The sequence below is a fragment of the Psychrobacillus sp. genome (genome assembly GCF_032154225.1).
In the GTDB taxonomy this organism is placed as follows: Bacteria; Bacillota; Bacilli; order Bacillales_A; family Planococcaceae; genus Psychrobacillus.
Genome location: NZ_JALDYF010000033.1, coordinates 1 through 20495 on the forward strand (window position 1 = coordinate 1; position 20495 = coordinate 20495).

The 20495-nt window shown below is 34.4% G+C and carries 23 protein-coding genes and 2 pseudogenes; 3 read left to right on the top strand and 22 right to left on the bottom strand.

Annotated elements, in window-relative coordinates:
• From RUH95_RS20930 to RUH95_RS21005, 16 genes and pseudogenes are all read right to left on the bottom strand, one after another.
• Positions 1 to 597: pseudogene (locus RUH95_RS20930) on the bottom strand (IS3 family transposase); the annotation flags it as partial.
• A complete protein-coding gene (locus tag RUH95_RS20935) occupies positions 558 to 899 on the bottom strand; it encodes a hypothetical protein (protein WP_313894854.1) in 342 nt (113 codons plus the stop codon). The gene RUH95_RS20935 and the pseudogene RUH95_RS20930, both read right to left, overlap by 40 nt.
• 5 nt (positions 900 to 904) lie before the next feature.
• Positions 905 to 1114, bottom strand: coding sequence for a transposase (locus tag RUH95_RS20940; RefSeq protein ID WP_313894855.1), 210 nt, complete (start codon positions 1112 to 1114; stop codon positions 905 to 907).
• A 90-nt stretch (positions 1115 to 1204) separates the two neighbouring features.
• Positions 1205 to 1741, bottom strand: coding sequence for a thiol-disulfide oxidoreductase ResA (gene resA / locus RUH95_RS20945; RefSeq protein ID WP_144513306.1), 537 nt, complete (start codon positions 1739 to 1741; stop codon positions 1205 to 1207).
• 37 nt (positions 1742 to 1778) lie between these two features.
• Positions 1779 to 2489, bottom strand: a complete 711-nt coding sequence (locus tag RUH95_RS20950; protein ID WP_313894856.1) for a cytochrome c biogenesis CcdA family protein — start codon at positions 2487 to 2489, stop codon at positions 1779 to 1781.
• A 60-nt stretch (positions 2490 to 2549) separates the two neighbouring features.
• Positions 2550 to 3584: a flavin-containing monooxygenase gene (locus RUH95_RS20955; RefSeq protein WP_313894857.1), complete on the bottom strand. Its 1035-nt coding sequence runs from the start codon at positions 3582 to 3584 to the stop codon at positions 2550 to 2552.
• 46 nt (positions 3585 to 3630) lie between these two features.
• Positions 3631 to 4071, bottom strand: coding sequence for a disulfide oxidoreductase (locus RUH95_RS20960; RefSeq protein ID WP_313894858.1), 441 nt, complete (start codon positions 4069 to 4071; stop codon positions 3631 to 3633).
• A complete protein-coding gene (locus RUH95_RS20965) occupies positions 4064 to 4741 on the bottom strand; it encodes a thioredoxin domain-containing protein (protein ID WP_313894859.1) in 678 nt (225 codons plus the stop codon). The genes RUH95_RS20960 and RUH95_RS20965 overlap by 8 nt, the downstream gene beginning before the upstream one ends.
• Before the next feature lie 28 nt (positions 4742 to 4769).
• On the bottom strand, positions 4770 to 5894 hold the full coding sequence (locus RUH95_RS20970; protein ID WP_313894860.1) for a copper resistance D family protein: 1125 nt from the start codon (positions 5892 to 5894) through the stop codon (positions 4770 to 4772).
• Complete coding sequence (locus RUH95_RS20975; RefSeq protein ID WP_313894861.1) at positions 5867 to 6412, bottom strand: copper resistance CopC family protein; 546 nt, start codon at positions 6410 to 6412, stop codon at positions 5867 to 5869. The genes RUH95_RS20970 and RUH95_RS20975 overlap by 28 nt, the downstream gene beginning before the upstream one ends.
• 150 nt (positions 6413 to 6562) lie before the next feature.
• Positions 6563 to 7210, bottom strand: coding sequence for a CadD family cadmium resistance transporter (locus RUH95_RS20980; RefSeq protein WP_313894862.1), 648 nt, complete (start codon positions 7208 to 7210; stop codon positions 6563 to 6565).
• A 156-nt stretch (positions 7211 to 7366) separates the two neighbouring features.
• Positions 7367 to 9808: a heavy metal translocating P-type ATPase gene (locus RUH95_RS20985; RefSeq protein WP_395940885.1), complete on the bottom strand. Its 2442-nt coding sequence runs from the start codon at positions 9806 to 9808 to the stop codon at positions 7367 to 7369.
• Positions 9774 to 10136, bottom strand: coding sequence for an ArsR/SmtB family transcription factor (locus RUH95_RS20990; RefSeq protein ID WP_144513293.1), 363 nt, complete (start codon positions 10134 to 10136; stop codon positions 9774 to 9776). Before RUH95_RS20990 ends, RUH95_RS20985 begins: the two co-directional genes overlap by 35 nt.
• 293 nt (positions 10137 to 10429) lie before the next feature.
• A complete protein-coding gene (locus tag RUH95_RS20995) occupies positions 10430 to 10624 on the bottom strand; it encodes a hypothetical protein (RefSeq protein WP_313894863.1) in 195 nt (64 codons plus the stop codon).
• 12 nt (positions 10625 to 10636) lie between these two features.
• On the bottom strand, positions 10637 to 12016 hold the full coding sequence (locus tag RUH95_RS21000; protein WP_144513289.1) for an NAD(P)-binding domain-containing protein: 1380 nt from the start codon (positions 12014 to 12016) through the stop codon (positions 10637 to 10639).
• A 103-nt stretch (positions 12017 to 12119) separates the two neighbouring features.
• Positions 12120 to 12566, bottom strand: coding sequence for a MarR family winged helix-turn-helix transcriptional regulator (locus tag RUH95_RS21005; protein WP_144513287.1), 447 nt, complete (start codon positions 12564 to 12566; stop codon positions 12120 to 12122).
• Between the two features lie 104 nt (positions 12567 to 12670).
• Between RUH95_RS21005 and RUH95_RS21010 the strand changes: the two genes are divergently transcribed.
• Together RUH95_RS21010 and RUH95_RS21015 are read left to right on the top strand one after the other, a co-directional pair.
• A complete protein-coding gene (locus RUH95_RS21010) occupies positions 12671 to 13171 on the top strand; it encodes a GNAT family N-acetyltransferase (RefSeq protein ID WP_144513285.1) in 501 nt (166 codons plus the stop codon).
• 137 nt (positions 13172 to 13308) lie between these two features.
• Positions 13309 to 13767 carry a putative iron-sulfur cluster-binding metallochaperone gene (locus RUH95_RS21015; protein ID WP_313894866.1) on the top strand — a complete coding sequence of 153 codons (459 nt, stop codon included), beginning with the start codon at positions 13309 to 13311 and terminating at the stop codon, positions 13765 to 13767.
• A gap of 128 nt (positions 13768 to 13895) precedes the next feature.
• Here the strand turns inward: RUH95_RS21015 and RUH95_RS21020 are convergent.
• The 4 genes and pseudogenes from RUH95_RS21020 to RUH95_RS21035 all read right to left on the bottom strand — a co-directional run.
• Positions 13896 to 14009, bottom strand: a pseudogene (locus RUH95_RS21020) (arsenic metallochaperone ArsD family protein); the annotation flags it as partial.
• 94 nt (positions 14010 to 14103) lie between these two features.
• Entirely contained in the window at positions 14104 to 14523 is a 420-nt protein-coding gene (arsC, locus tag RUH95_RS21025; RefSeq protein WP_144513280.1) for an arsenate reductase (thioredoxin), read from the bottom strand.
• Positions 14524 to 14598: 75 nt separating this feature from the next.
• Positions 14599 to 15909 carry an arsenic transporter gene (locus tag RUH95_RS21030; RefSeq protein WP_186321499.1) on the bottom strand — a complete coding sequence of 437 codons (1311 nt, stop codon included), beginning with the start codon at positions 15907 to 15909 and terminating at the stop codon, positions 14599 to 14601.
• Complete coding sequence (locus tag RUH95_RS21035; protein WP_144513277.1) at positions 15909 to 16253, bottom strand: ArsR/SmtB family transcription factor; 345 nt, start codon at positions 16251 to 16253, stop codon at positions 15909 to 15911. Before RUH95_RS21035 ends, RUH95_RS21030 begins: the two co-directional genes overlap by 1 nt.
• A gap of 990 nt (positions 16254 to 17243) precedes the next feature.
• On the opposite strand from RUH95_RS21035, the gene RUH95_RS21040 reads away from it, so the two are divergent.
• Positions 17244 to 17789 carry a TVP38/TMEM64 family protein gene (locus tag RUH95_RS21040; protein WP_144513275.1) on the top strand — a complete coding sequence of 182 codons (546 nt, stop codon included), beginning with the start codon at positions 17244 to 17246 and terminating at the stop codon, positions 17787 to 17789.
• Positions 17790 to 18125: 336 nt separating this feature from the next.
• On the opposite strand, the gene RUH95_RS21045 is transcribed toward RUH95_RS21040, so the two are convergent.
• Together RUH95_RS21045 and RUH95_RS21050 are read right to left on the bottom strand one after the other, a co-directional pair.
• Complete coding sequence (locus tag RUH95_RS21045) at positions 18126 to 18452, bottom strand: four-helix bundle copper-binding protein (protein ID WP_313894864.1); 327 nt, start codon at positions 18450 to 18452, stop codon at positions 18126 to 18128.
• Between the two features lie 122 nt (positions 18453 to 18574).
• Positions 18575 to 20104: a multicopper oxidase family protein gene (locus tag RUH95_RS21050; protein WP_313894865.1), complete on the bottom strand. Its 1530-nt coding sequence runs from the start codon at positions 20102 to 20104 to the stop codon at positions 18575 to 18577.
• Positions 20105 to 20495: the final 391 nt, after the last annotated feature.

Below are 20495 nucleotides of genomic sequence, written 5' to 3' on the forward strand. Positions count from 1 at the left end.
TTGATAATGCCATCCTTGATCTGAATGAATGGTTGTACGATAATTTGCATGCTCTTTAATAATGGGCAGAGCTTGTTCTAAAGATCCGATCACGAAATCAAGTGTGGGGCGTTTGGACATACTAAAACCAATAATTTCACCGTTATACAAATCCATAATCGGACTTAGATACAGTTTTTCATCTCTTGTACACTTGAATTCTGTCACGTCTGTCACGAGTTTTTGTAAGGCATGTAGTGTGTTAAAACGGCGGTTTAATCGATTTTTCGCCACTTTTCCTACCTTGCCCTTATATGATTTATAACGAGATTTACGAACGAATTTCACACACTTTAAATCCAGTTCATTCATGATTCGCTGTACTTTTTTATGATTAATCACATATCCTTGTGCTTTTAATTCCGTATGGATTCGGCGATAACCATATCGTCCTTCATGCTTTTCAAATAGTGCTAAAATCAATGTTTTCCACTCTTGATCAGGTTCTCCATTATTCATTTGATTAATGTGATAATGATATGTCGCTTCTGGAATAGCCACCTGTTTCAATACTTCTTTTAATCGGAATCCTTCTTCTTTGAGTTCGAATGCCAACGCTGCTTGTGCTTTTCGAGGTAGGCGTCCGGATTCTCCCGAAAAGCTTTCGACTTTTTTAAATACGCGACCTCAAGGCGAAGAAGCTCATTTTCACGTTCTAATTGTTCTTCACGAGACATTGTTTTCTCTTGTTTTACAGGTGTAATTTTTAGTTTTTTAGACATAGATGGCCGTCCCTTCGATTTTTCCAGGCCTTCTATCCCTTCCTTCAAAAATTTACTGTTCCAAGTCACAATTAAGTTGGGATTGTTCATATCAAATTTAATCGCCGTATCTTGGTAAGAAGCACCTGTTCTTTTCATAAAGTTTAATACATCAAGCTTAAATTGAACAGATAATACTGCTTCTTCTTTCTTGTTAAACCACTCTTCCCAAATTCTTTGTAGGCACGAACCCAACGTCTCAGTTGAGATTCAGCTAGAGGACTGTATTTCTTCGCTAATAATATATATCCTAATGGACCGCTTAGGTATTCTTGTACCACTTTCACCTTAAATTCTTCACTATATTTCACCATAGAAAAACACCCCAAAAGTTAGTTTGGTAACTCTAACTTTTGGGGTGCAGCACCAGATCAACTTAGTCACCACCTCTTTTTAATTAAAAATCATCCTGGCATAATTTGCTCCATATATTCTTTAATCGCTTCTTCACTCATCTCACCAGTAATTATTTTCTCTATTTTGCCCTCTGGATTCACAAGAAAAGTAGTTGGTAATGGATTAATATTGTATGTTTCCATTACACTCTTATTATGATCGATTAAAACAGGAAAAGTTAATCCTAGTCTATCTATAAACTTTTGAACAGCAAAATCAGACTCACCTATATTTACAGCTAATATTTGAAGACCCTCGTCTTTCACCTCATGATATTGTTGATCCATTAGAGGAAACTCTCTTTCGCACGGTTTACACCAAGTTCCCCAAAAGTTTAAAAAGACTCCTTGACCTCTATAATCCGATAATTGATGTTTTTCTCCATTCATATCAGTTAGTACAAAGTCAGGGGCTTCATCTCCCACTTGAAGTACACTGTTTTTCTCTTTCGTTAAGTTAGAATAAATGGTGAAGCTTATTATTCCTACCATTAATACTAAAAGTATTAGACGCATATAAAATCTTTTTTTCTTCTTATTTTCCATAGTTTCCAACTCACCTTTCTGAATAAGTTAAATGGCATTAAAATCCTGTAAAATCACCAAAAAAAGGAGTCAAAAATGCAATAATTTTTGTCATCATATCGAAATACAGTAGTATCCCCATTACAATCATTAAGGACCCGCCTATTTTCATAAACAACCCGCTTCTATTTTGAAGAAACTTCATCTTCCCTATAAACATTGACATAATTAGAAATGGAATAGAGAAACCGAGGACATAGAATAGCATATAGAGCATTCCTCTTTCAGGGTCAGACACTCCTAAAGCAATGACACCTGCTAGTATAGGTCCTGTACATGGTGTCCATCCAGCAGCAAATCCCATACCTATTAAAACGGAACCTATATAACCTTTAGGTCTTTTTTTAAATTGGACTCTTTTCTCTGACATTAATAAATCAAAGTTGAATATCCCAAGAACTACTAAGCCAAAAAATACAATGATGATCGCACCTATTTGTCGTAGTAAATCCTGATACTGAATAAATATTGTTCCGATAAAAGAGGTGGAGAAACCTAAAGCCATAAAGATGGCTGAAAAACCAAGTAAAAACAGAAGGGTATGTACTAATGCCTTCTTATTTAACATTCCTTTTTCTTCTTTGAGTTCATTTAGAGATACCCCGGTAACATAGGAAAGAAATGCAGGGTAAAGAGGGAATGAACAAGGGGATATAAACGATAATAATCCTGCCCCGAAAGCCAGTAATAAATTTAATTGTTCAAACAAATAATTTCACCTATCTTTCTTCTCGAACAAGTATTAAAAAACTCGACAACTTCAATTTAATTAGCTGTTTATATGGTTCATAATATACTTCGCATCCTCGCCAACGCCTTGTAAGAGGGAAGAACCTCTTTTGTACTGCCAAGGTAGACCCAAGAAATATAAACCTCTGACTACAGTCAAGCCTCTAGTATGTTTTATCATCCCTTTGTCATTGTATATATCATCAATCTTCAACCAGGGATAATTTTGTATGAACCCTGTAGCCCAAATGATATTGTCTACTTGAAGTTTAGAATGGCCCTTAAAAAACACTTGGTTATTTTCTATATTTATTACTCTGTCTTTTAGCGTAACTTCCCGTTCTTTTATTGCTTTTTTTAGTTCGTATCCAAAGATAGGATCCCCGTTTTGCTGAATTCTTTTTCCTATGAATGATGTATTTGTCACTTTTAAAATCCCCAGTTTATCAAACCACCAAAAAATAGTTTTATTACCCAAAACTAAAGGTAAGTATCGTAATTTCTGACTTACGGCTAAAAAAGTTTCTTTTTCAGCAGCTAGTTCAACTGCAATCTGAGCACCACTATTCCCACCACCAACAATCAGTACATTACCTGAATTTAATTGAGAAGGATTTTTGTATTCAGATGAGTGTAGTTGAACAACATTCTTGCTAATCTTTTTTGCAAAATCGGGAATACGTTTATGTTGAAATGGACCTGTTGCTATGACTACATTTTGAGCTGTTAAAGTACCCTTATTTGTGTCAACCGAAAAAATACCGTTACTTTGGGATACCTTTAAAACTTCTGTATTGTATTCAATAGGTAACTCAAATTTAACGCCATAACTTTCTAGGTAGTTAGCAATTTCGTCTTTAGATGGAAAGCCCTGTCCATCCCCTTCAAGTTGTAGTCCTGGAAGAGAGCTATACATTCTAGAAGTAAATAATGGAAGAGAATCATATCTATTTCTCCACACATCACCTGTTTTGATGCACCGATCTAGCATTATAAAATTTTTCTTACTTTCTTTTAAATAATATCCCATCGCTAATCCAGCTTGCCCTGCACCTATTATTATTGTGTGATACATTACAAAATCCCCCTATAAGGTTTGTTGTAAAAAAGTCTCGTTCAAGTTATTGTTTCGATTTTTTTAAGAACAAGTAAATCATGCTAATAGTTATTAAAGTAAAAGCAGTTAAAGCTAAGAATGGAATTGTTACAAAACCAAACCAGTTAATATATTCCGCACTGCATGGAACTCCGCTTACGCAAGGTCTTATTCCACCGAACCCAGGAACCTTTTGTTCAAGGTAATGGAATAAAGAGATTAATCCGCCAACTATAGACAGAGGTAATACAAATTTCTTCACGGAGATATCACTTTGGAAAGTTCCGATACCTAAAATAACTACAAGTGGGTACATGAAAATTCTTTGGAACCAACAAAGATCACAAGGTATAAAACCTTTTATTTCACTAAAATAAAGGCTTCCTAACGTAGCTACAACAGATACGAGCCATGCAAAGTATAGCACCCATACTTTTTTTTCAACTTTGTTAGGGGATTTACTCATTTTTAGAAACCTCAAGTTCACGATCAATAACTTCTTTTATCGCTTCATAATCAAACGGGTCCTCCATTGTAATACCATTGATGTTAATAGTAGGAGTTTGAGATACGTTATGTTTGGTGAACAACTCTTTATCAATATTCACTTGTTCTGACGTCAACTCTTGTTCAATATCCTGTTTCAACTGCTCTTGATTGATAGAAGGTGTTCCTTTTACAATTTCCAGAACTTTTTCAGTTGTTATCCATGCTGCATCATGATTTTCCGTTGGTTGAGCATCGAACAAGGATTTATGGAAATCCCAGTAAACAGTTGGATCCTGTTTAAATACTGATTCCGCAGCCATAGACCCTAATACAGACTCTTTTCCATGGAACAAGACATTCACATAAGAGAATTTAACATCTCCTGACAGGATGTAATCTTGGACTAGCTGAGGATAAACCGTTTCACCCCATGCTTTACATGAAGGACATTTAAAATCTCCGAATTCAACTACGGTCACTGGTGCATTTTCTTGTCCAAGTACGGGTTGTCCAGTTAAATCGACTTCTTCTCTTTGTATTTCTGACTCATCCGGTGTTTGATTGCTAATCAATATTGTGATCATCGCTATTAATGCAATTGCAACAACCGTTAAAATTACTGTGAATTTCATATTTGACTTATTCATAATTAACACTTCCCATTTGATTTTTTTGTTAATAGACAACACTATTCATGAGCCCTAAGTATAGAGATACTATACATAAGACACTCATTATAAAAGCCACTATAGAAGGTATCTTCTTAACGAACACGGCAACTGTAAGGACTAAAAAAACAAGAGTTAGCATAAAAAATAATAATCCAATTAAATTGATATCAAAGCTAGCTTCAATTGGTGTAGTAATAACTCCGTTATGTAACGCTCCAAAAATGTTAGATAATCCACCACCAGATATGGTTGATTCAACACTATGGGGTGGTTCCTGCTGGCCAAGAACGGCGGTTGCTATGAAGATTAATAAAAGCAATCCACTCTCCGCTTTAACCCATGGAAGAGGATTTATTTTAGAATCCAATTTGATTCTTTTTCTCATCCAAATTCCATTAATAGAAGCAAAAACAATTATTGGAATAATTATTATGTGTTTGATAAGCAATGCTTGGCCATAGGGTAAGAGCCATGAATTTGCATACACATTAAATTCTTGCACTAAAGACATTAGGAATAGTCCAGTACCGATTATAATGACTAAACATATGATAGCAACTGGTGTAAACCACTTTAAAAATGCTGCCCAGTTATGATGGTTTACAGAGAACCAGCTGACAATAATTAATATTCCGATCCAAATGGTCACTGCAAGAAAATGAAGGGTATGGGCGATAAATCCACTCCACTCTGTTAAGGATGCAGAATGACTTGCCCAACCCAGTGACAAAATAAGGGCTAGGGTAAATAAAATGGATACTAGAATGTGCTTTTTATTAGTAAAGACTGAAAATATAGATACATATAGGTAAAAAATAAACGCTAGGAAAAGAGTAAATGTCCATGCCCGACCTACTTCGAAACCGGCGATAACATTTTGGATAGTTAAACTTAATCCGATATCCTCGTAGAGAAAGAGGACAAGTCGTATAATGGGGAAAAGTGATAAAACTACAATCCCTAGTATAGAAAATTGTAACCACCTCTTATTTAAACTTATGGAAGGTTTATTATTTATAGGTATTAATGCGATAATAAATGATCCCATTAAGAGAGAAAAACAAAGATATAAAAGCGTTTCCGAAAAGTAAATCCAAAGCATTAATTTTTCCCTCTCTTCAATAACCAAACAGTAGTGCCTAATGCTATTACCATTAATAACACAACGCTTACGACCATAAAGGCGTTCGAGTTGGAAGTCTGATTTTCATAAATAATGCCTTGATCAGGACTACTTGTACTATTATTCTTATCAGTCACAATTGGGGGTTCGGAAAGTTCCGGAACAGTGTCAGATGAAGTAGCTACACTAAATGAATATGAATTTTCAATTGGATGTCCATCTTCTCCAATAATTTTCCATGAAACTATGTATGTCCCATCTTCCAGGGGAGAACTAAAGGTTCCAATCATATCTTTCTCTTTAACAATTGATTCTGCTAATACTACTTCCTGGCCATTTTCTTTAGTAATTTTAAATGTACCGGTATCTTCAATGATTGTATTAAAAGTTAGCGACAAGGTGGATATATTCTCTGTTAAGACTTCTCCATCTTGAGGAACAGAACTCTCAAGACCAGAATGTGCTAAAACTAATGGTGTGAATGTGAATAATAGAAGTAAGAGTAAAACACATATCTTTTTCATTGTAATTCCTCCTGATATTGTCCCCATAAATTATATCAGTAATAACATTTCATTCAAATATTCATTTGACTATAATATTGACGAAATATTGTCTGAATTTATTTCACTAACCATGGGAAGTCAAAAAGGTTTTTAGATAAATTAACTATCTTAATTAAACAGGTTCCAAAGTGTAGTTAATGTTTCATTCTCTAACATGATATATATACCTAGACCAATAAAGACAAGAGGGATAATCCATCTCCCATACTTCTCTAATGTCTCAGATACATATTTGAACGCAGCCAATCTATATCCAATAAAGCACCAGATAGCCACCATTACTAAAAAGACAATACCTGTGCTTATCAATTCGCTTGTATTTAGAGTAGAAAAGTAAGGCACATAAATTCCAATATTGTCTCCACCATTAGCAAATGTAATAAAAGCTACACTCAGAAAGATTTTATTAAATCTACCTGAGTTTAAACTAGAGATGATAGACACTTCATCTTCATCTTCTCCTTTGATAAATAACTTAACTCCTAAATAGATTGGTATTAGCCCCAGAATTCCAACCCATTTCTCTGGAATTAATGTAACACCAAAAGTTCCCAACAGACTAATTGCTACTAACAGAATAAAGCCTACATATTGTCCAATAACTATATCCTTCGGAAAGATTGAATTCTCTATAATACTGTCTTTATTCTTTTTACCTTGCGTCTTTGCTTGGGAGAAAAGTAGCATTAACACAAAAATATCATCAATATTTGTTACGATAAACGCTCCAATCGCTGAAATAATAATTATAGCCATTTGTTACATCTCCTTTGGTTAATTTGAATGTTAATATGTATCTGTATAAACAAACCGAGGATAGAATTATCTCGTTTGATTAAGGAAGAAAATTATTTTGAAATCCTTCAAGTATAAAAAACAGGGCTTTCCTATTCATAAGGAAAGCCCTTCCCTCTATTCTTTCACACGCATCAAACGTAAACTATTTAATGCTACCAGGATTGTTGCCCCCATATCAGAAAGTATGGCAATCCAAAGTGTTAACCAACCCGGAATAACCAAGAGTAAGGCAATAACCTTAATCGCAATAGCAAAGAAAATGTTAGCTTTAATAATATTTAGTGTTTTACGGCTAAGTTTCACCGTAAAAGGAAGCTTTCTTAAATCATCACCCATAAGTGCTACATCAGCTGTTTCCAATGCTGTATCTGTACCAGCACCACCCATTGCAATCCCAACAGTGGATGCAGCTAGTGCCGGAGCATCATTAACACCGTCACCTATCATTGCTACGTTGCCGTATTCGGATCTCAATTGTTTTATATAATCCAACTTATCCTGCGGCATTAACTCTGCTTGAATTTCAGATACTCCAACATGACTTCCGATTGCATTCGCCGTACCTTTGTTATCACCTGTAAGCATAATTGTTTTTTTGATTCCAAGTTGATGTAGCTTTTGAATTACCTCTTTACTAGATTCACGAACTTCATCTGCAACAGCAATGATTCCAAGAACCTCTTTCTTTGTTCCAATTACCATAGCTGTTTTGCCTTGATTTTGGAGTATTGTAACGGTTTCCTCTAAGTTCTTATCAAAATTTGAAATAGTTAATTCCTTAAAAAGTTTTGGGCTTCCAATATAATAGGAAGTTCCGTTGACTTTACCCGTGATCCCTTTGCCTGTAATGGAAGAGAAGTCCTCTACCACGACATTGGAATAGGAGATATTAACCTCTTCTGCTTTTTTCATGATCGCTGATGCAAGGGGATGTTGTGAGCGATATTCTAATGCCGTAACAATCGATAGTAATTCTTTTTCATCTGTTTTATTATTTAATACATTAAAATCTGTAACAACTGGGACACCTTTTGTTAATGTACCCGTTTTATCAAATGCAATAGCTTTTAACGCACCCATTTCTTCTAGATAAATACCACCTTTAATAAGCACCCCTTTTTTGGCTGCATTCCCTATTGCAGAAACAATCGAAATAGGAGTGGAAATTACTAATGCACAAGGACAACCAACAACAAGAACAGATAAACCTTGGTAAATCCAAGTTTCCCAACCACCATCAAAGAGTAATGGAGGTACTACAGCAACTAGGGCTGCTATTACCATAATAATTGGGGTATAATATTTCGCAAATTTATCAACAAAAGCTTGAGCGGGCGCACGTTCACCCTGTGCTTCTTCCACAAGGTGAATAATTTTAGATATCGTTGTGTCTTCTACAAGTTTGGTAATCTTAACCTCAAGTAAACCCTCTTCATTTAATGTCCCTGCAAAAACTTCATCATGGATTGTCTTAGCAACTGGGACTGATTCTCCTGTGATAGCTGCTTGGTTTACGGCTGAATAACCAGAAACAACCATTCCATCCATTGCAATCTTTTGTCCGGGTTTGACAATCATAATGTCACCAATTGCAATGTCTTCCACATGAATCATTATTTCTTGGCCATTTCTTCTTACAAGTGCTTCTTTTGGAGCAATATCCATCAACGAACGGATAGATTGTCTTGCTTTATCCATCGAGTAACGTTCAAGTGCTTCACTAATGGCAAAGAGAATTACAACTACAGATGCTTCAGCCCACTCGCCTATTATTGCTGCACCTATAACCGCCACAGTCATCAAAGTCTTCATATCAAAGTCAAAGCGAGTTAAGTTTTGGAAACCTACCTTGAATAAAGAGAAACCACCAATCACAATGGAAGCAACAAATAATAAGGAAGTGATGAGGTTATCCTCACCATTTACGAATTGAGACAGATATCCAAATACGATGAATAGTACAGCGTACAACAAAGTACTATGCTTTTTGTAGAATGGAACTTTCTTTTCTGTCGGTACTTTACCCTTTTCAGAAGTTGTAGATGCGTAACTAGGTGTATTTATAGATACTTTTAGGTTTTCAAAAGCACCAGCCTTTTCTAATTCTTCAATTGAAGCCTCACCAGTGACAGAGATTTTAGATGCTCCAAAATTTACTTTTGCGTCTTGAACACCAGGTATTTCTTTTACATTACGTTCAAATTTTCCTGCACAGTTTGCACATGAAAAACCTTCTACTCGATAAACAGTATCTCCATCAGTTGGCATAGGTATTTTTGACAATTGCTGTTGACGTTTTGGTTTTTCAGAGGCTACTTTAAGATTTTCAAAAGCACCAGCCTTTTCAAGTTCCTCAACGGTTACTTCTCCGTAAACAGAGATTTTGGATGCACCGAAGTTTACTTTTGCATCTTGAACTCCAGGAAGTTCCTTAACGTTTCTTTCAAACTTTCCTGCACAGTTTGCACATGAAAAACCCTCAACACGATAAACACTTTTTTCTTCCAAAGATTTTGTAGTTTCACCCAACTCCAACAACCTCCTTCTGATGTTCATACGCTAATTTTATTAGTTGTTTTACATGTTCATCATCCAATGAATAAAACACTAGCTTTCCTTCTTTACGATATTTTGCTAAACCAAGATTTTTTAGTAATCTTAAATGATGCGAAGCTGTTGCAGTGGTAGAGCCAACAATGTTTGCCACATCACAAACACATAGTTCTTCCAAGGACAATGCATATGCAATTTTAATTCTAGTATCGTCTGATAATGCCTTAAAAATTCTGGCAACTTCTAAATGATTTTGACCCGAGAGCTGATTTTGGACACTATTCACTTTACCTTCATCTATACAAGTTACTTCACATACGTCTTTATTCAAATTAATTCTCCCCTTATATTCAAACGTTTATTTGATTGTTATATTTATTATATTCACCTTTATTCAAATGGTCAAATGAATATTTGAATTATAATAAAAAAATTCTCCTATCCCTCTAAAAATGGAAGATTTTTGTAAACATCTTTTTTCTACGAAAACATCAAAAAAATTATAAAAGAAAAAAGTTGAAACCTATACAACCAAAAACACCGTTCAAGTTATGAGCGGTGTTGTTTGTTTTCACACACTAATTAAGTTTTCTAATTACCTATTCGGTAAAATGAGAACTCTTTCTACTTTAATATATCTATAGCCTGTAAAAAATTGCAGTAACTATCTTTTCCATAAATATTATAATTATTTTTAAAAAAGTGATTAACCATATAGTCTTGTGCTTGTTCTAAAGAAAAAGATTTGGCTTCTCTAACCAGTTTTAGGTAGGAAATAAAGTATTCTTTAGACAAATTAGCACCATTATTTACAGTCACGTAACTTCACCTCTAACATTTAGATACTTCCGCCCCACAACATGATTGGTCAATTTCTTTTGTTGTTAAATTAACACTACACACACCAGTTTGCGGCAAATCAAGTTCTACCTTTCTAGCCGATTCAAAATCACCAGTCAAATGGGCAACAATAGATCTAGCTTGTTCATAACCAGTAGCCATTAAGAATGTTGGAGCTCGACCATAACTTTTCATTCCTACTATATAGAAGTCTTTTTCCGGTTGTCTTAATATCTCTTCTCCATGAGGTCGAACAGTACCGCAACTGTGAAGGTTTGGATCAATTAATGGAGCAAGTGCTTCGACGCTTTCTGTAGCAGTATCTGTGTTTAGTCTGATTTCTCTTTCAAATGAGAAGTCTGGGCGGCTGCCTGTGTTAGCTATGATTTCATCAACAGGAGAAAGTGTTTCTTCGCTACCTTCTGATTCCCCAGTGATTGCGATTCCAGCGTTTGTTTTATTTATTTGATGAATAAAGAATGGGGTATAGACTTTTACTTGACCGACATCAACTAGTTGATGAATACGGCTTCCCAACTCCCCCCTTGCTTCGAGAGCGTCTTTATCTTCTCCGCCATAAGCATCTTCTACGCTTTTCTTTCGCATAATCCACGTAATTTCCACATCATCATCTAACTGTGATAATTCTAAAATCGTGTTTATGGCTGAATGACCTCCACCAACAACAGCAACTCTTTTGCCTTTGTATATATCCTTATGCTCCCCTTTAATATCTGGGATTCCATAATATATATGTTGTTTCAATTCTTTTTCTTCTTTTGTCCATATGCTGTCTGCATTTATTGGATTTGGTTGTGACCAAGTTCCTGTAGCATCAATAACTGCCCTTGCTTCAATTCTTTTGGACATCCCGTTTTGTTCAACGTATAAAACAAAGGAAGATTTATCTCGGTTAGCAGACTTCATTTTATCTAAGCCTTTTTTACTGATTGAAACAACCTTCGTATTCAGTGATAGATAGGGTTTTATTTCAGGTACATTTGCTAAAGGTTTCAAATAATCGTTAACTAATTCACTTCCCAATGGAAGGTTATCTAAAACAGGTACTTTCCAAGCATGATTTTCTAGAATTATTTTAGCTATCTTATCAATATTGTATTGCCATGGCGAGAATAATCGTACATGTCCCCACTTGAGAATATTACTTCCTACACTATGACCTGACTCGATTAATATAAAACGTTCACCGATATTAGCTAGATGGGCAGCCGCTGCTAAACCTACAGGACCAGCACCTATAATCGCTATCGGTAATTCCTTGTTTGGAGATTTTGCTACATCTAAATTTATTTTCGCACTAGGTACACAGCATCCACCAGTGTTTCCTTGTTTCAATTCAAAGTTATTCATCTTCTTACCTCCATAAAATTTTAGTTGTAGTACCAATTTTAATGCTCTCATTAATTGCATTTTGCAAGTAATGTATATTTTTTTAAGCAAGACTTAATCTTGCTTAAAGTAGAGGTGTACAGCAAACACTTGATTTGGACATAGCTTGATTTAGTAATTTAATAGAACGAATAACTGTTTCTCTTTCAAATTCGTTCATATGCGAGAATACTTCCTCTAAATAAGCATTCATCGATTCGTCAATGGTTGTAGCGACAAATTTACCTTGTACTGTAAGGGATAAAATATATACCCTTTTGTCTGCTGAGGAAGGTGTTTTCTTTACTAATTCCATTTTAATGAGAGTCTGGACTTGCCGGCTAAAAGTCGTTATATCCATTGCTATCGTTTCTGCAATCTGTTGCATGGATGGTGATGATTGTTTATCTATTTCATAAAGAATGTGACTTTGTACGGATGATATATCCACGGCTCCAATTGAACAACAATTTTTATTAAGAAGTCCAAACCTACGAGTAAGCAATTGAAATAGTTCACGTTTGTTTTCCATGTTTTCACCTCTTCTATAATATATACACCATTTACTTGCAATGTGCAACAAATAACATTAAAATTTCATTAAATACTATTTACTTTTTGATTGGAGGAATAAGCATGAATATATTAATTAGAAATGCTAAAAAAGAGGATTGGGCTGAAATTAAGTATATTTATGAAGCTGGCATTTCCACGGGTTTAGCTACTTTTGAAACCCAAGCACCCTCCACATATGAACAATGGATTTTAAAAGCCCATTCTGAATGTATTCTAATTGCACATGACGAAAATCTAATATTAGGTTGGTGCAAAATAAGCCCCATATCAGATCGTTCAGCTTATGCAGGTGTTGGCGAAGTTAGTGTCTATGTGCATCCCAAAGCACAAGGGAAAGGCGTCGGCGATTTTCTTTTGAAAAATTTAATCCATAAGTCTGAGGAGCAAGGTTTTTGGACTTTACAAGCTTCAGTTTTTTCGGAAAATAATAGTAGTATTTATTTGCATGAGAAAAATGGTTTTAGAGAAGTAGGATTTAGAGAAAAAATAGGGAAGTTAAATGGTGTATGGAAAGATAATGTTTTGTTAGAGAGAAGGAATTCAGTAGGATTAGATATATAGCCTTGAAAACAAAACGCTATGTTATCTTATATCTGCAATCATAGTGAACTGTTTCACATAAACTAACGCAGCAGTTTAGTTCAATAATGGGTGTTATAATTTACATATTAGAGAAATCGAAATTGGGGGCAGAGAAAATGACTGATTGCTGTATTACAAATGAAAAAATCGCTGAAAGTATTGGTTCTGAGTTATGTCCATCCTGTAATACAAAAGGGAAAAAAGTAAAAATAATTACTTTAAAATCAAGACTGAAACCGACTGTTTTAGATACGTTGAATCCAGACTTAACTCATTACTTTTGTTTAACCGAGGATTGTGTTGTTGTGTACTTTGATACATATAAAAAGACGTACTCAACATCTGAAGTTAAGGTTTCTGTTTACCAAAAAGATAACTCACCTACTGTTCCCGTCTGCTATTGTTTTGATTGGACAAGAGAAAAAATTACAAAGTATGTTGAAGAGGGAATTGGTTCAAAGCCATTGGAACACATTCGTCAAAATGTTAAAGAAAATCGATGTGGTTGTGAGGTAAATAACCCTCAAGGTAGTTGCTGTATGGGGAATGTGACAAAATTTATAAAAAGTTTTTAAATAATAAACATTTTTTTACGAACGAGTGCTTTAGTTGAATATTCGTCTTCCAAAATAATCTACTTTACTTGCCCCCTTTTGATCAACTTTTTTCAAAAGGGGACTATAATTTTTCTATTAGAATTAGCATTTATAGTTGTGTTTAAATCAATCTTTATTCCAATTAATTCTGGGTCCAAACTTGGTCCACAAACTCCAGTCGAACAACACATAGCCGGATCAAAATTTTCTACTTTTTTCATGCCTTAAAACCTTCCTGCATAATATCAAATAAGCATATACTTATATCTCAGCGAAAAGAGAACCAAGAGAATATTCTCTTGGTAATAGTAATAATCATTCGCCTGTCTCAGCAAAACGCTTGATTCTTTCTCCGACTTCATCACGAACTCGTTGGAAGGTAGCCCACTTCTCTTCAACAGTTCCCTCTGCTTTTGCTGGATCTTCAAAGCCCCAGTGAGCACGTTTTACGTTTGGTGGTGTCATTGGACATTTATCCGCAGCATCACCGCAAAGAGTAACTACAAACTCCGCATTATTTAGCGTCTCCATATCAATGATATCTGAAGTCTGATTAGAAATATCGATTCCAATCTCATACATCGCTTTAACAGCATTCGGGTTTAAGCCATGTGCTTCAATACCTGCACTTAGAACTTCCCACTCATCACCTAAATATTTTTTCCCCCAACCTTCTGCCATTTGGCTTCTGCATGAATTACCTGTACATAAAAAGTATAGTGTTTTTTTTGTCATAGTAAGAAATCTCCTTTGGTTTCGTCTTTATAAAAAGTATTGTTTATTTTGAATTACACTAATTGATTGTTCATATTAGAAAAACGATAACGAAATATATAGGCCTAATAATGTAATAAATAGAATTGGAACTGTTAAAACAATACCTGTTTTAAAATAAGTACCCCATGAAATTTTTACGCCTTTTTGAGATAACACATGAAGCCATACCAATGTTGCAAGTGAACCGATTGGAGTGATTTTTGGTCCTAAGTCTGATCCAATCACGTTTGCATAAATTAGTGCTTCGCGAATTGTTCCAGATGTGTTCGTTTCTGCAATCGCTAATGCATCAATCATCACTGTGGGCATGTTATTCATTAAGGATGAAAGGAAGGCTGCGATGAAGCCCATCGACATCGTCGCTATGAATAGTCCCTGTTCTGCAGCTACTTCAATAACGCCAGCTAACACACTTGTCAGTCCTGCATTCCCAAGTCCGTAAACAACCACATACATACCGATGGAGAAAAATACAATATTCCATGGAGCTCCTTTTATAATTGTTCTCGTATCGACAGCACTACTTCTTCTTGCCATGATAATAAAGAATATTGCTATTAATCCAGCTACTATGGAAACAGGAACTTGGATGAATTCGCTACTAAAGTAACCGATAACTAATATCGCAAGTACATACCATGAAAGATGAAACATTTTTATATCTTTAATAGCTTCTTTTGGTTCTTTAAGTTTTGATAAGTCATATGTCCTTGGAATGCTTTTTCTAAAATAAAATAATAATACGCTGATTGTTGCTATCAGAGAAAATAGGTTAGGAATAATCATTCTCGAAGCATATTCCACGAAACCAATATTAAAGAAATCAGCGGATACAATGTTAACTAGGTTACTAACCACGAATGGTAGCGAAGTTGTATCTGCTATAAATCCACTAGCCATGATAAATGGAAAAATCATTTTTTCATTAAAGTTCAAATTCCGAACCATTGCCAAAACAATTGGTGTTAATATTAACGCAGCTCCATCATTCGCAAAAAATGCAGCAACGACAGCCCCTAACACACTCACATAAATGAACATCTTAATTCCATTACTTTTGGCAGCTCTTGCCATGTGTAGTGCAGACCATTCAAATAAACCAATCTCATCTAAAATCAAGGAAATAAGAATAATTGCGATAAAGGACAATGTGGCGTTCCAAGTAATGTCTACTACTTCTACGACATCACCAAAGTCCACTACCCCTACCAATAACGCTATAATTGCTCCACCACAAGCAGACCAACCGATATTCAACCCTTTTGGTTGCCATATAACAAAGACAAGCGTAACTAAGAAAATCAATGACGCTAAAATAACTGGTGACAAAATACTAACCTCCATTATTCACATGAGATACGTAATCCCTGTTTTTCTAATTCCTGTAGTTTAAAATCTTGATTTGGAAGATGTTGAATTAAGCTCTGTAAAAACGGAAGAACATCACTTTCTTGGTTTAATGAATAGATAATCCATTGACCTCTTCTTGTTTCTCGTACCAATCCAGCATCTTTTAATTTCCTTACGTGCTGACTAATAGCAGGCTGACTTACTTTAAATATTTCAACAAATTCACACACACAGTAATCGTGCGTATTTAACATTTTGAGCATAGTTAGTCTTGTTTTGTCCCCTAACAACTTCAATATTGTTGCGGCTTTTTCTATTTCAACAGTAGATAATTCCACTTAAGAACACCTCCTTATATAATTAATATTATTAGTGTATAATGATTTACTTATATAATATTCCACTTATATGTACTTTGCAACTTTTTTTATAACAAATTGTAACATAGGGAGTGAGAAGTAAACGACGACGCTTTGACAAAGGTGATAAATCATTAATTATCTTCCCCCTATTTCCAAATTCCAAACGGTTCACCTTCTTCTATAAACATATCTAAATTTTTTATACATCTCCTATACTGAAAATCTTGAACAGACTCGACTATTTCATTTGAACGCTTTATTACAAATGGAAAAATATTCACATAAAAAAATCGTATTCAAAAAAGTAATTTTTGAATACGATTTTATAATTAGTCTGATTTTTTATCTTTCCATGTCTCTTCAGTATCAAACTTTAATGTAAAGTTACCAACTATAATAGCAGCAACGAAATACGGACGTTTCAAAAAACTTTAATTTACATTATAGTTAGTAACCCAATGTTATGGTTTTAACTTTAAAAAATTTCGGAAAACGAATATTTAACTAAATCTCCCGTTCATCCAAGTCCAAGAAAATTTACCCACGATTACGCCACCTACTAGAGAAAATTTATTAGAAGATAAGAAAAAAAGTTGCCCTGGCGCCCCATAATTTTTAACTAAAGCACACCCAAAATCTTAAGGAAAAAATTTCTTCATTTCATAATAGCTCCTTTATAAAGAGTAAGCTGCGAATATCTACAAACACCTGATTCACTTTGATGCACTCCCCTCTTAAAATACCTTTGTTCCCTTCCTTTATAAGGAGATAAACCTTCATCTCGTCTATCTGATATTTTATTTTATCGGATGTGTTTTAAATGACGTATAACAAGATTTAATCTCCATAACTTCTCCTTATTTCTTCTATATTATATATTAGTACAAAAGGAAGGAGTATCCTCTTCATTATGGAGTGACTATATTAGTAAATACTTAAAACATTATCATAGGTGGTTAATAATCTGTGAATGAATCGATAACACTCATTTCTTTAATGAGTACAACAATCAAATTTATACTATTACTTTTCTTGAACTTGGGGATTGGTGCAATTGGCTTTATACCAAGTTTCTTTGTTACCGCTATCAACATAGACTCCTTGGGTTTATTGCTTGGTGTCATCCTTACATTTACTGGAGAGATTTTTGGTGCAATTATCGGTTTTCATATGTATCGATGGGGGTTTTCTAAAATTAATCCTGGTTGGCTAAGTCATACAATTTTTAAAACCATAAAAAATAGTTCTCCCATGCATGTGTTCATACTAATTATTCTATCTCGAATTCTACCACTTATTCCATCTGGGTTAGTTACCGCAGGTGCTTCTTTAACAACCATTACTGGGTGGCGTTTTATGTCTGCAAGTTCAATCGGGAAAGTACCTGCAGTTGCCATAGAAGTAGCTATAGTCTTTGGAGTTCTTCAAAAAATCTCTATTAATTATTTTTACGGTGTCATAATCTTGTTATTAGTTACATTTACAACTTTTTGGATTATAAAGAAAAGGTAAATGAATGTTAGTTAATGAATTTTATTTAAAGTTAGATATTTATCGATATTTTACTACACAGCTTTGTTTTCTTTTAAAAAAACTGACAGTCTCTATAAACACAATAATCTAGGTTGTACCTTCATATATAACACAAAGATAAAACTAGTCGTATGGTTTCTATTCGTTATGATTATTTCGACAATTGTATATTTAGTCTTTTAATATATCTTTTAACAAATAGACAGCTCGAATTGGAATATTACTCTCTTAAATAATTTTATGGCTACCGCTAAAGCCATGTAGTTTAACTTTTTGCAGTAGCCTTATATTTTTTAATAATCTCCCTAAATTTCCTTATGCACTCATTTGACGACATGCTACAGCACATTTGCGGCAAGACTCAGCACATCTTTGGCAATGGTCATGTTCGTGTTTAGCACACTCTTCTCCACAGCGTTCACAAATTTCTGCACAAAGTTGGCATATTTCTTTCACAAAAGGACTGTTCGAAGTTATCGCTTGTATCGCAAAGGCACAAGCATCTGCACAAGCGCGATCTAATCGTATACAATCGACCATCATCTTAACATCGTCTTCTCTTAAACAAGCATCAAAACATGTGTTACAAGCCTTTAGACATTCCATACAAGCTTTAATACATTCTTCATATTTCTGATTCATGAAATTCCTCCTAGTAGTTATTAATATTTGCAATCAGTATTAATATTCCCATAAGGTATTTGTTCAAACTGAAAAATGAGAACTCCTTAGAAAATCCTTATTTCTGTAATGCTCATGTAATTTTAATCTACTTTTACTTGTCCCATCATTCCATTCTCTTCATGCTCAAGAATATGACAATGGAACATATATGTGCCTTTATTTTTAAATTTCACGGCTAATTTCATTGTTTCTCCTGCATCAATTGCTACAGTATCCTTCCAGCCTTGTTCGTTTACTGGAGGTTCGTTTCCGTCAATTGAGATTATTTTAAACTGTGTACCATGAATGTGAAATGGGTGTGTCATACCGCCCATAGCATCAGGTTTATTATATATTTCCCATATTTCAGTAACCCCTTGTTTTTGAGTAAAGTCAATTCGATCTATATCAAATTGCTTATCATTAATGGTCACCATGGCTCCCATTCCGAAAAGTTCAAGTTTTTTTGATACAGCTAAAATTCTTTCTTCATCTGTAACAGCAAAATCATTTGTAGTTTTTGGTAAATCACTTGAACTTGTTTTCTGTTCATTAATTTTAAATGGTAAAAGTTTTGTATCTTCTTCATTAATTAACGCTATATCACTTAAGGCATCATACATTGAAAAATCAATGATAATCTCTGCTCGTTCACCTGGTGTTAACATTATTTCATTCATTGTAGTTGGTTCATTTAAGAAACCACCATCTGTAGCAATTTGTTGGAATGAATCTCCTGTATTTAATTTAAAAAGATAATTTCGTGCATTTGAACCATTTAATAAACGTAATCTAACTTTTTCTTTACCTACCGTTAGTTTAGGATTTAGTGTTCCATTAATTAATAAAGTATCACCTATTGTTCCATCTTGATTAACTACTGCTTTATAATCGAATTGCTTTTCCTCATTAAATTGTCTGTCTTGGAATATTAATGGAAAATCATTTACCCCATAGTCTTTTGGTAAATTTAAATTCTCCGAATTTTCATCCTCTATATAAATTAAACCGGCTAAGCCTTTAAATACTTGCTCAGCTGTAGCACCTTCAGGATGTGGATGGAACCATAGAGTGGAAGCCTCCTGATTAACAGTAAATCTTACATCTTCTGATTCACCTGGTTGTAGGACTTGGTGTGGACCACCATCACCTTCGCCTGGAATATCTAAACCATGCCAGTGAAATGTAGTTGGTTCTGATAAATCATTGTTAGTTCTAAATGTTACTGTTTCATCTCTTACTACCTGAATAATAGGTCCTAAAAATGAACCATTATATCCATATGTTTCGGTTTGAACATCTTCGTAAAATTCGGTTTCTCCTTGCTGAGCTGTAATATCTACTACTCCATCCTTTGATTCAATTAATGGTGGAAGTATTAGTTCATTTTCTCCAGTTGAATCGTTTAATGCCAAAGGGTTTGAATGGCTATCATGACCGTTTTCCATAGATCCCATATCTTCATCGCTCATATCGGAATGATCCATTCCTTCCATATTCGACATTTCTTCTTCAGTCATATTAGCATTATCCATTCTTGTATTTTTGTCAGAAGAATTACTTGCACTACATCCTCCAATCATTAAAATGCTTACCGACAATGCTGAAACAACCCACATTTTGTATTTCATCTTCATTCTCTCCTATTAATTTATTTAATATATTGGCAGTTTATCAATTAAATATGGAAAATTTATGGAGGTATTTGCTTATGCTAAGTGGACGCCGGTGAAATCGATAATACACAGGAAGAAATTAATCGTACAATTTCAGTTCTAGCATAAGCTGTTTCAGACCTATTACAAGATCAATCTAACAATCTAGTATCACATGGAGGACTTTAAGATATCAAAATGAAATGCACCTTGAAGCTTTTATGGCTTAAGGTGCATTTAACTTTAAGATATCTAGTAATTTGAAATATAATAGGAAAACGAAATAAATTATGTCTTGGAACAAAAAAACTGATTTACTTTTCTTCATGAAAATAATATTCACTTAAAACATCAGCAAAAACCTCCG

Bases quoted from the DNA above. Each gene is read 5' to 3' on its own strand.
- RUH95_RS20935 (WP_313894854.1), bottom strand. From the start codon at position 899: ATGAAAAGAACAGGTGCTTCTTACCAAGATACGGCGATTAAATTTGAT.
- RUH95_RS20940 (WP_313894855.1), bottom strand. From the start codon at position 1,114: ATGGTGAAATATAGTGAAGAATTTAAGGTGAAAGTGGTACAAGAATAC.
- resA (WP_144513306.1), bottom strand. From the start codon at position 1,741: ATGGAAAATAAGAAGAAAAAAAGATTTTATATGCGTCTAATACTTTTA.
- RUH95_RS20955 (WP_313894857.1), bottom strand. From the start codon at position 3,584: ATGTATCACACAATAATAATAGGTGCAGGGCAAGCTGGATTAGCGATG.
- RUH95_RS20960 (WP_313894858.1), bottom strand. From the start codon at position 4,071: ATGAGTAAATCCCCTAACAAAGTTGAAAAAAAAGTATGGGTGCTATAC.
- RUH95_RS20965 (WP_313894859.1), bottom strand. From the start codon at position 4,741: ATGAATAAGTCAAATATGAAATTCACAGTAATTTTAACGGTTGTTGCA.
- RUH95_RS20975 (WP_313894861.1), bottom strand. From the start codon at position 6,412: ATGAAAAAGATATGTGTTTTACTCTTACTTCTATTATTCACATTCACA.
- RUH95_RS20980 (WP_313894862.1), bottom strand. From the start codon at position 7,210: ATGGCTATAATTATTATTTCAGCGATTGGAGCGTTTATCGTAACAAAT.
- RUH95_RS20985 (WP_395940885.1), bottom strand. From the start codon at position 9,808: ATGAACATCAGAAGGAGGTTGTTGGAGTTGGGTGAAACTACAAAATCT.
- RUH95_RS21000 (WP_144513289.1), bottom strand. From the start codon at position 12,016: ATGAATAACTTTGAATTGAAACAAGGAAACACTGGTGGATGCTGTGTA.
- RUH95_RS21005 (WP_144513287.1), bottom strand. From the start codon at position 12,566: ATGGAAAACAAACGTGAACTATTTCAATTGCTTACTCGTAGGTTTGGA.
- RUH95_RS21010 (WP_144513285.1), top strand. From the start codon at position 12,671: ATGAATATATTAATTAGAAATGCTAAAAAAGAGGATTGGGCTGAAATT.
- RUH95_RS21015 (WP_313894866.1), top strand. From the start codon at position 13,309: ATGACTGATTGCTGTATTACAAATGAAAAAATCGCTGAAAGTATTGGT.
- arsC (WP_144513280.1), bottom strand. From the start codon at position 14,523: ATGACAAAAAAAACACTATACTTTTTATGTACAGGTAATTCATGCAGA.
- RUH95_RS21030 (WP_186321499.1), bottom strand. From the start codon at position 15,909: ATGGAGGTTAGTATTTTGTCACCAGTTATTTTAGCGTCATTGATTTTC.
- RUH95_RS21045 (WP_313894864.1), bottom strand. From the start codon at position 18,452: ATGAATCAGAAATATGAAGAATGTATTAAAGCTTGTATGGAATGTCTA.
- RUH95_RS21050 (WP_313894865.1), bottom strand. From the start codon at position 20,104: ATGAAATACAAAATGTGGGTTGTTTCAGCATTGTCGGTAAGCATTTTA.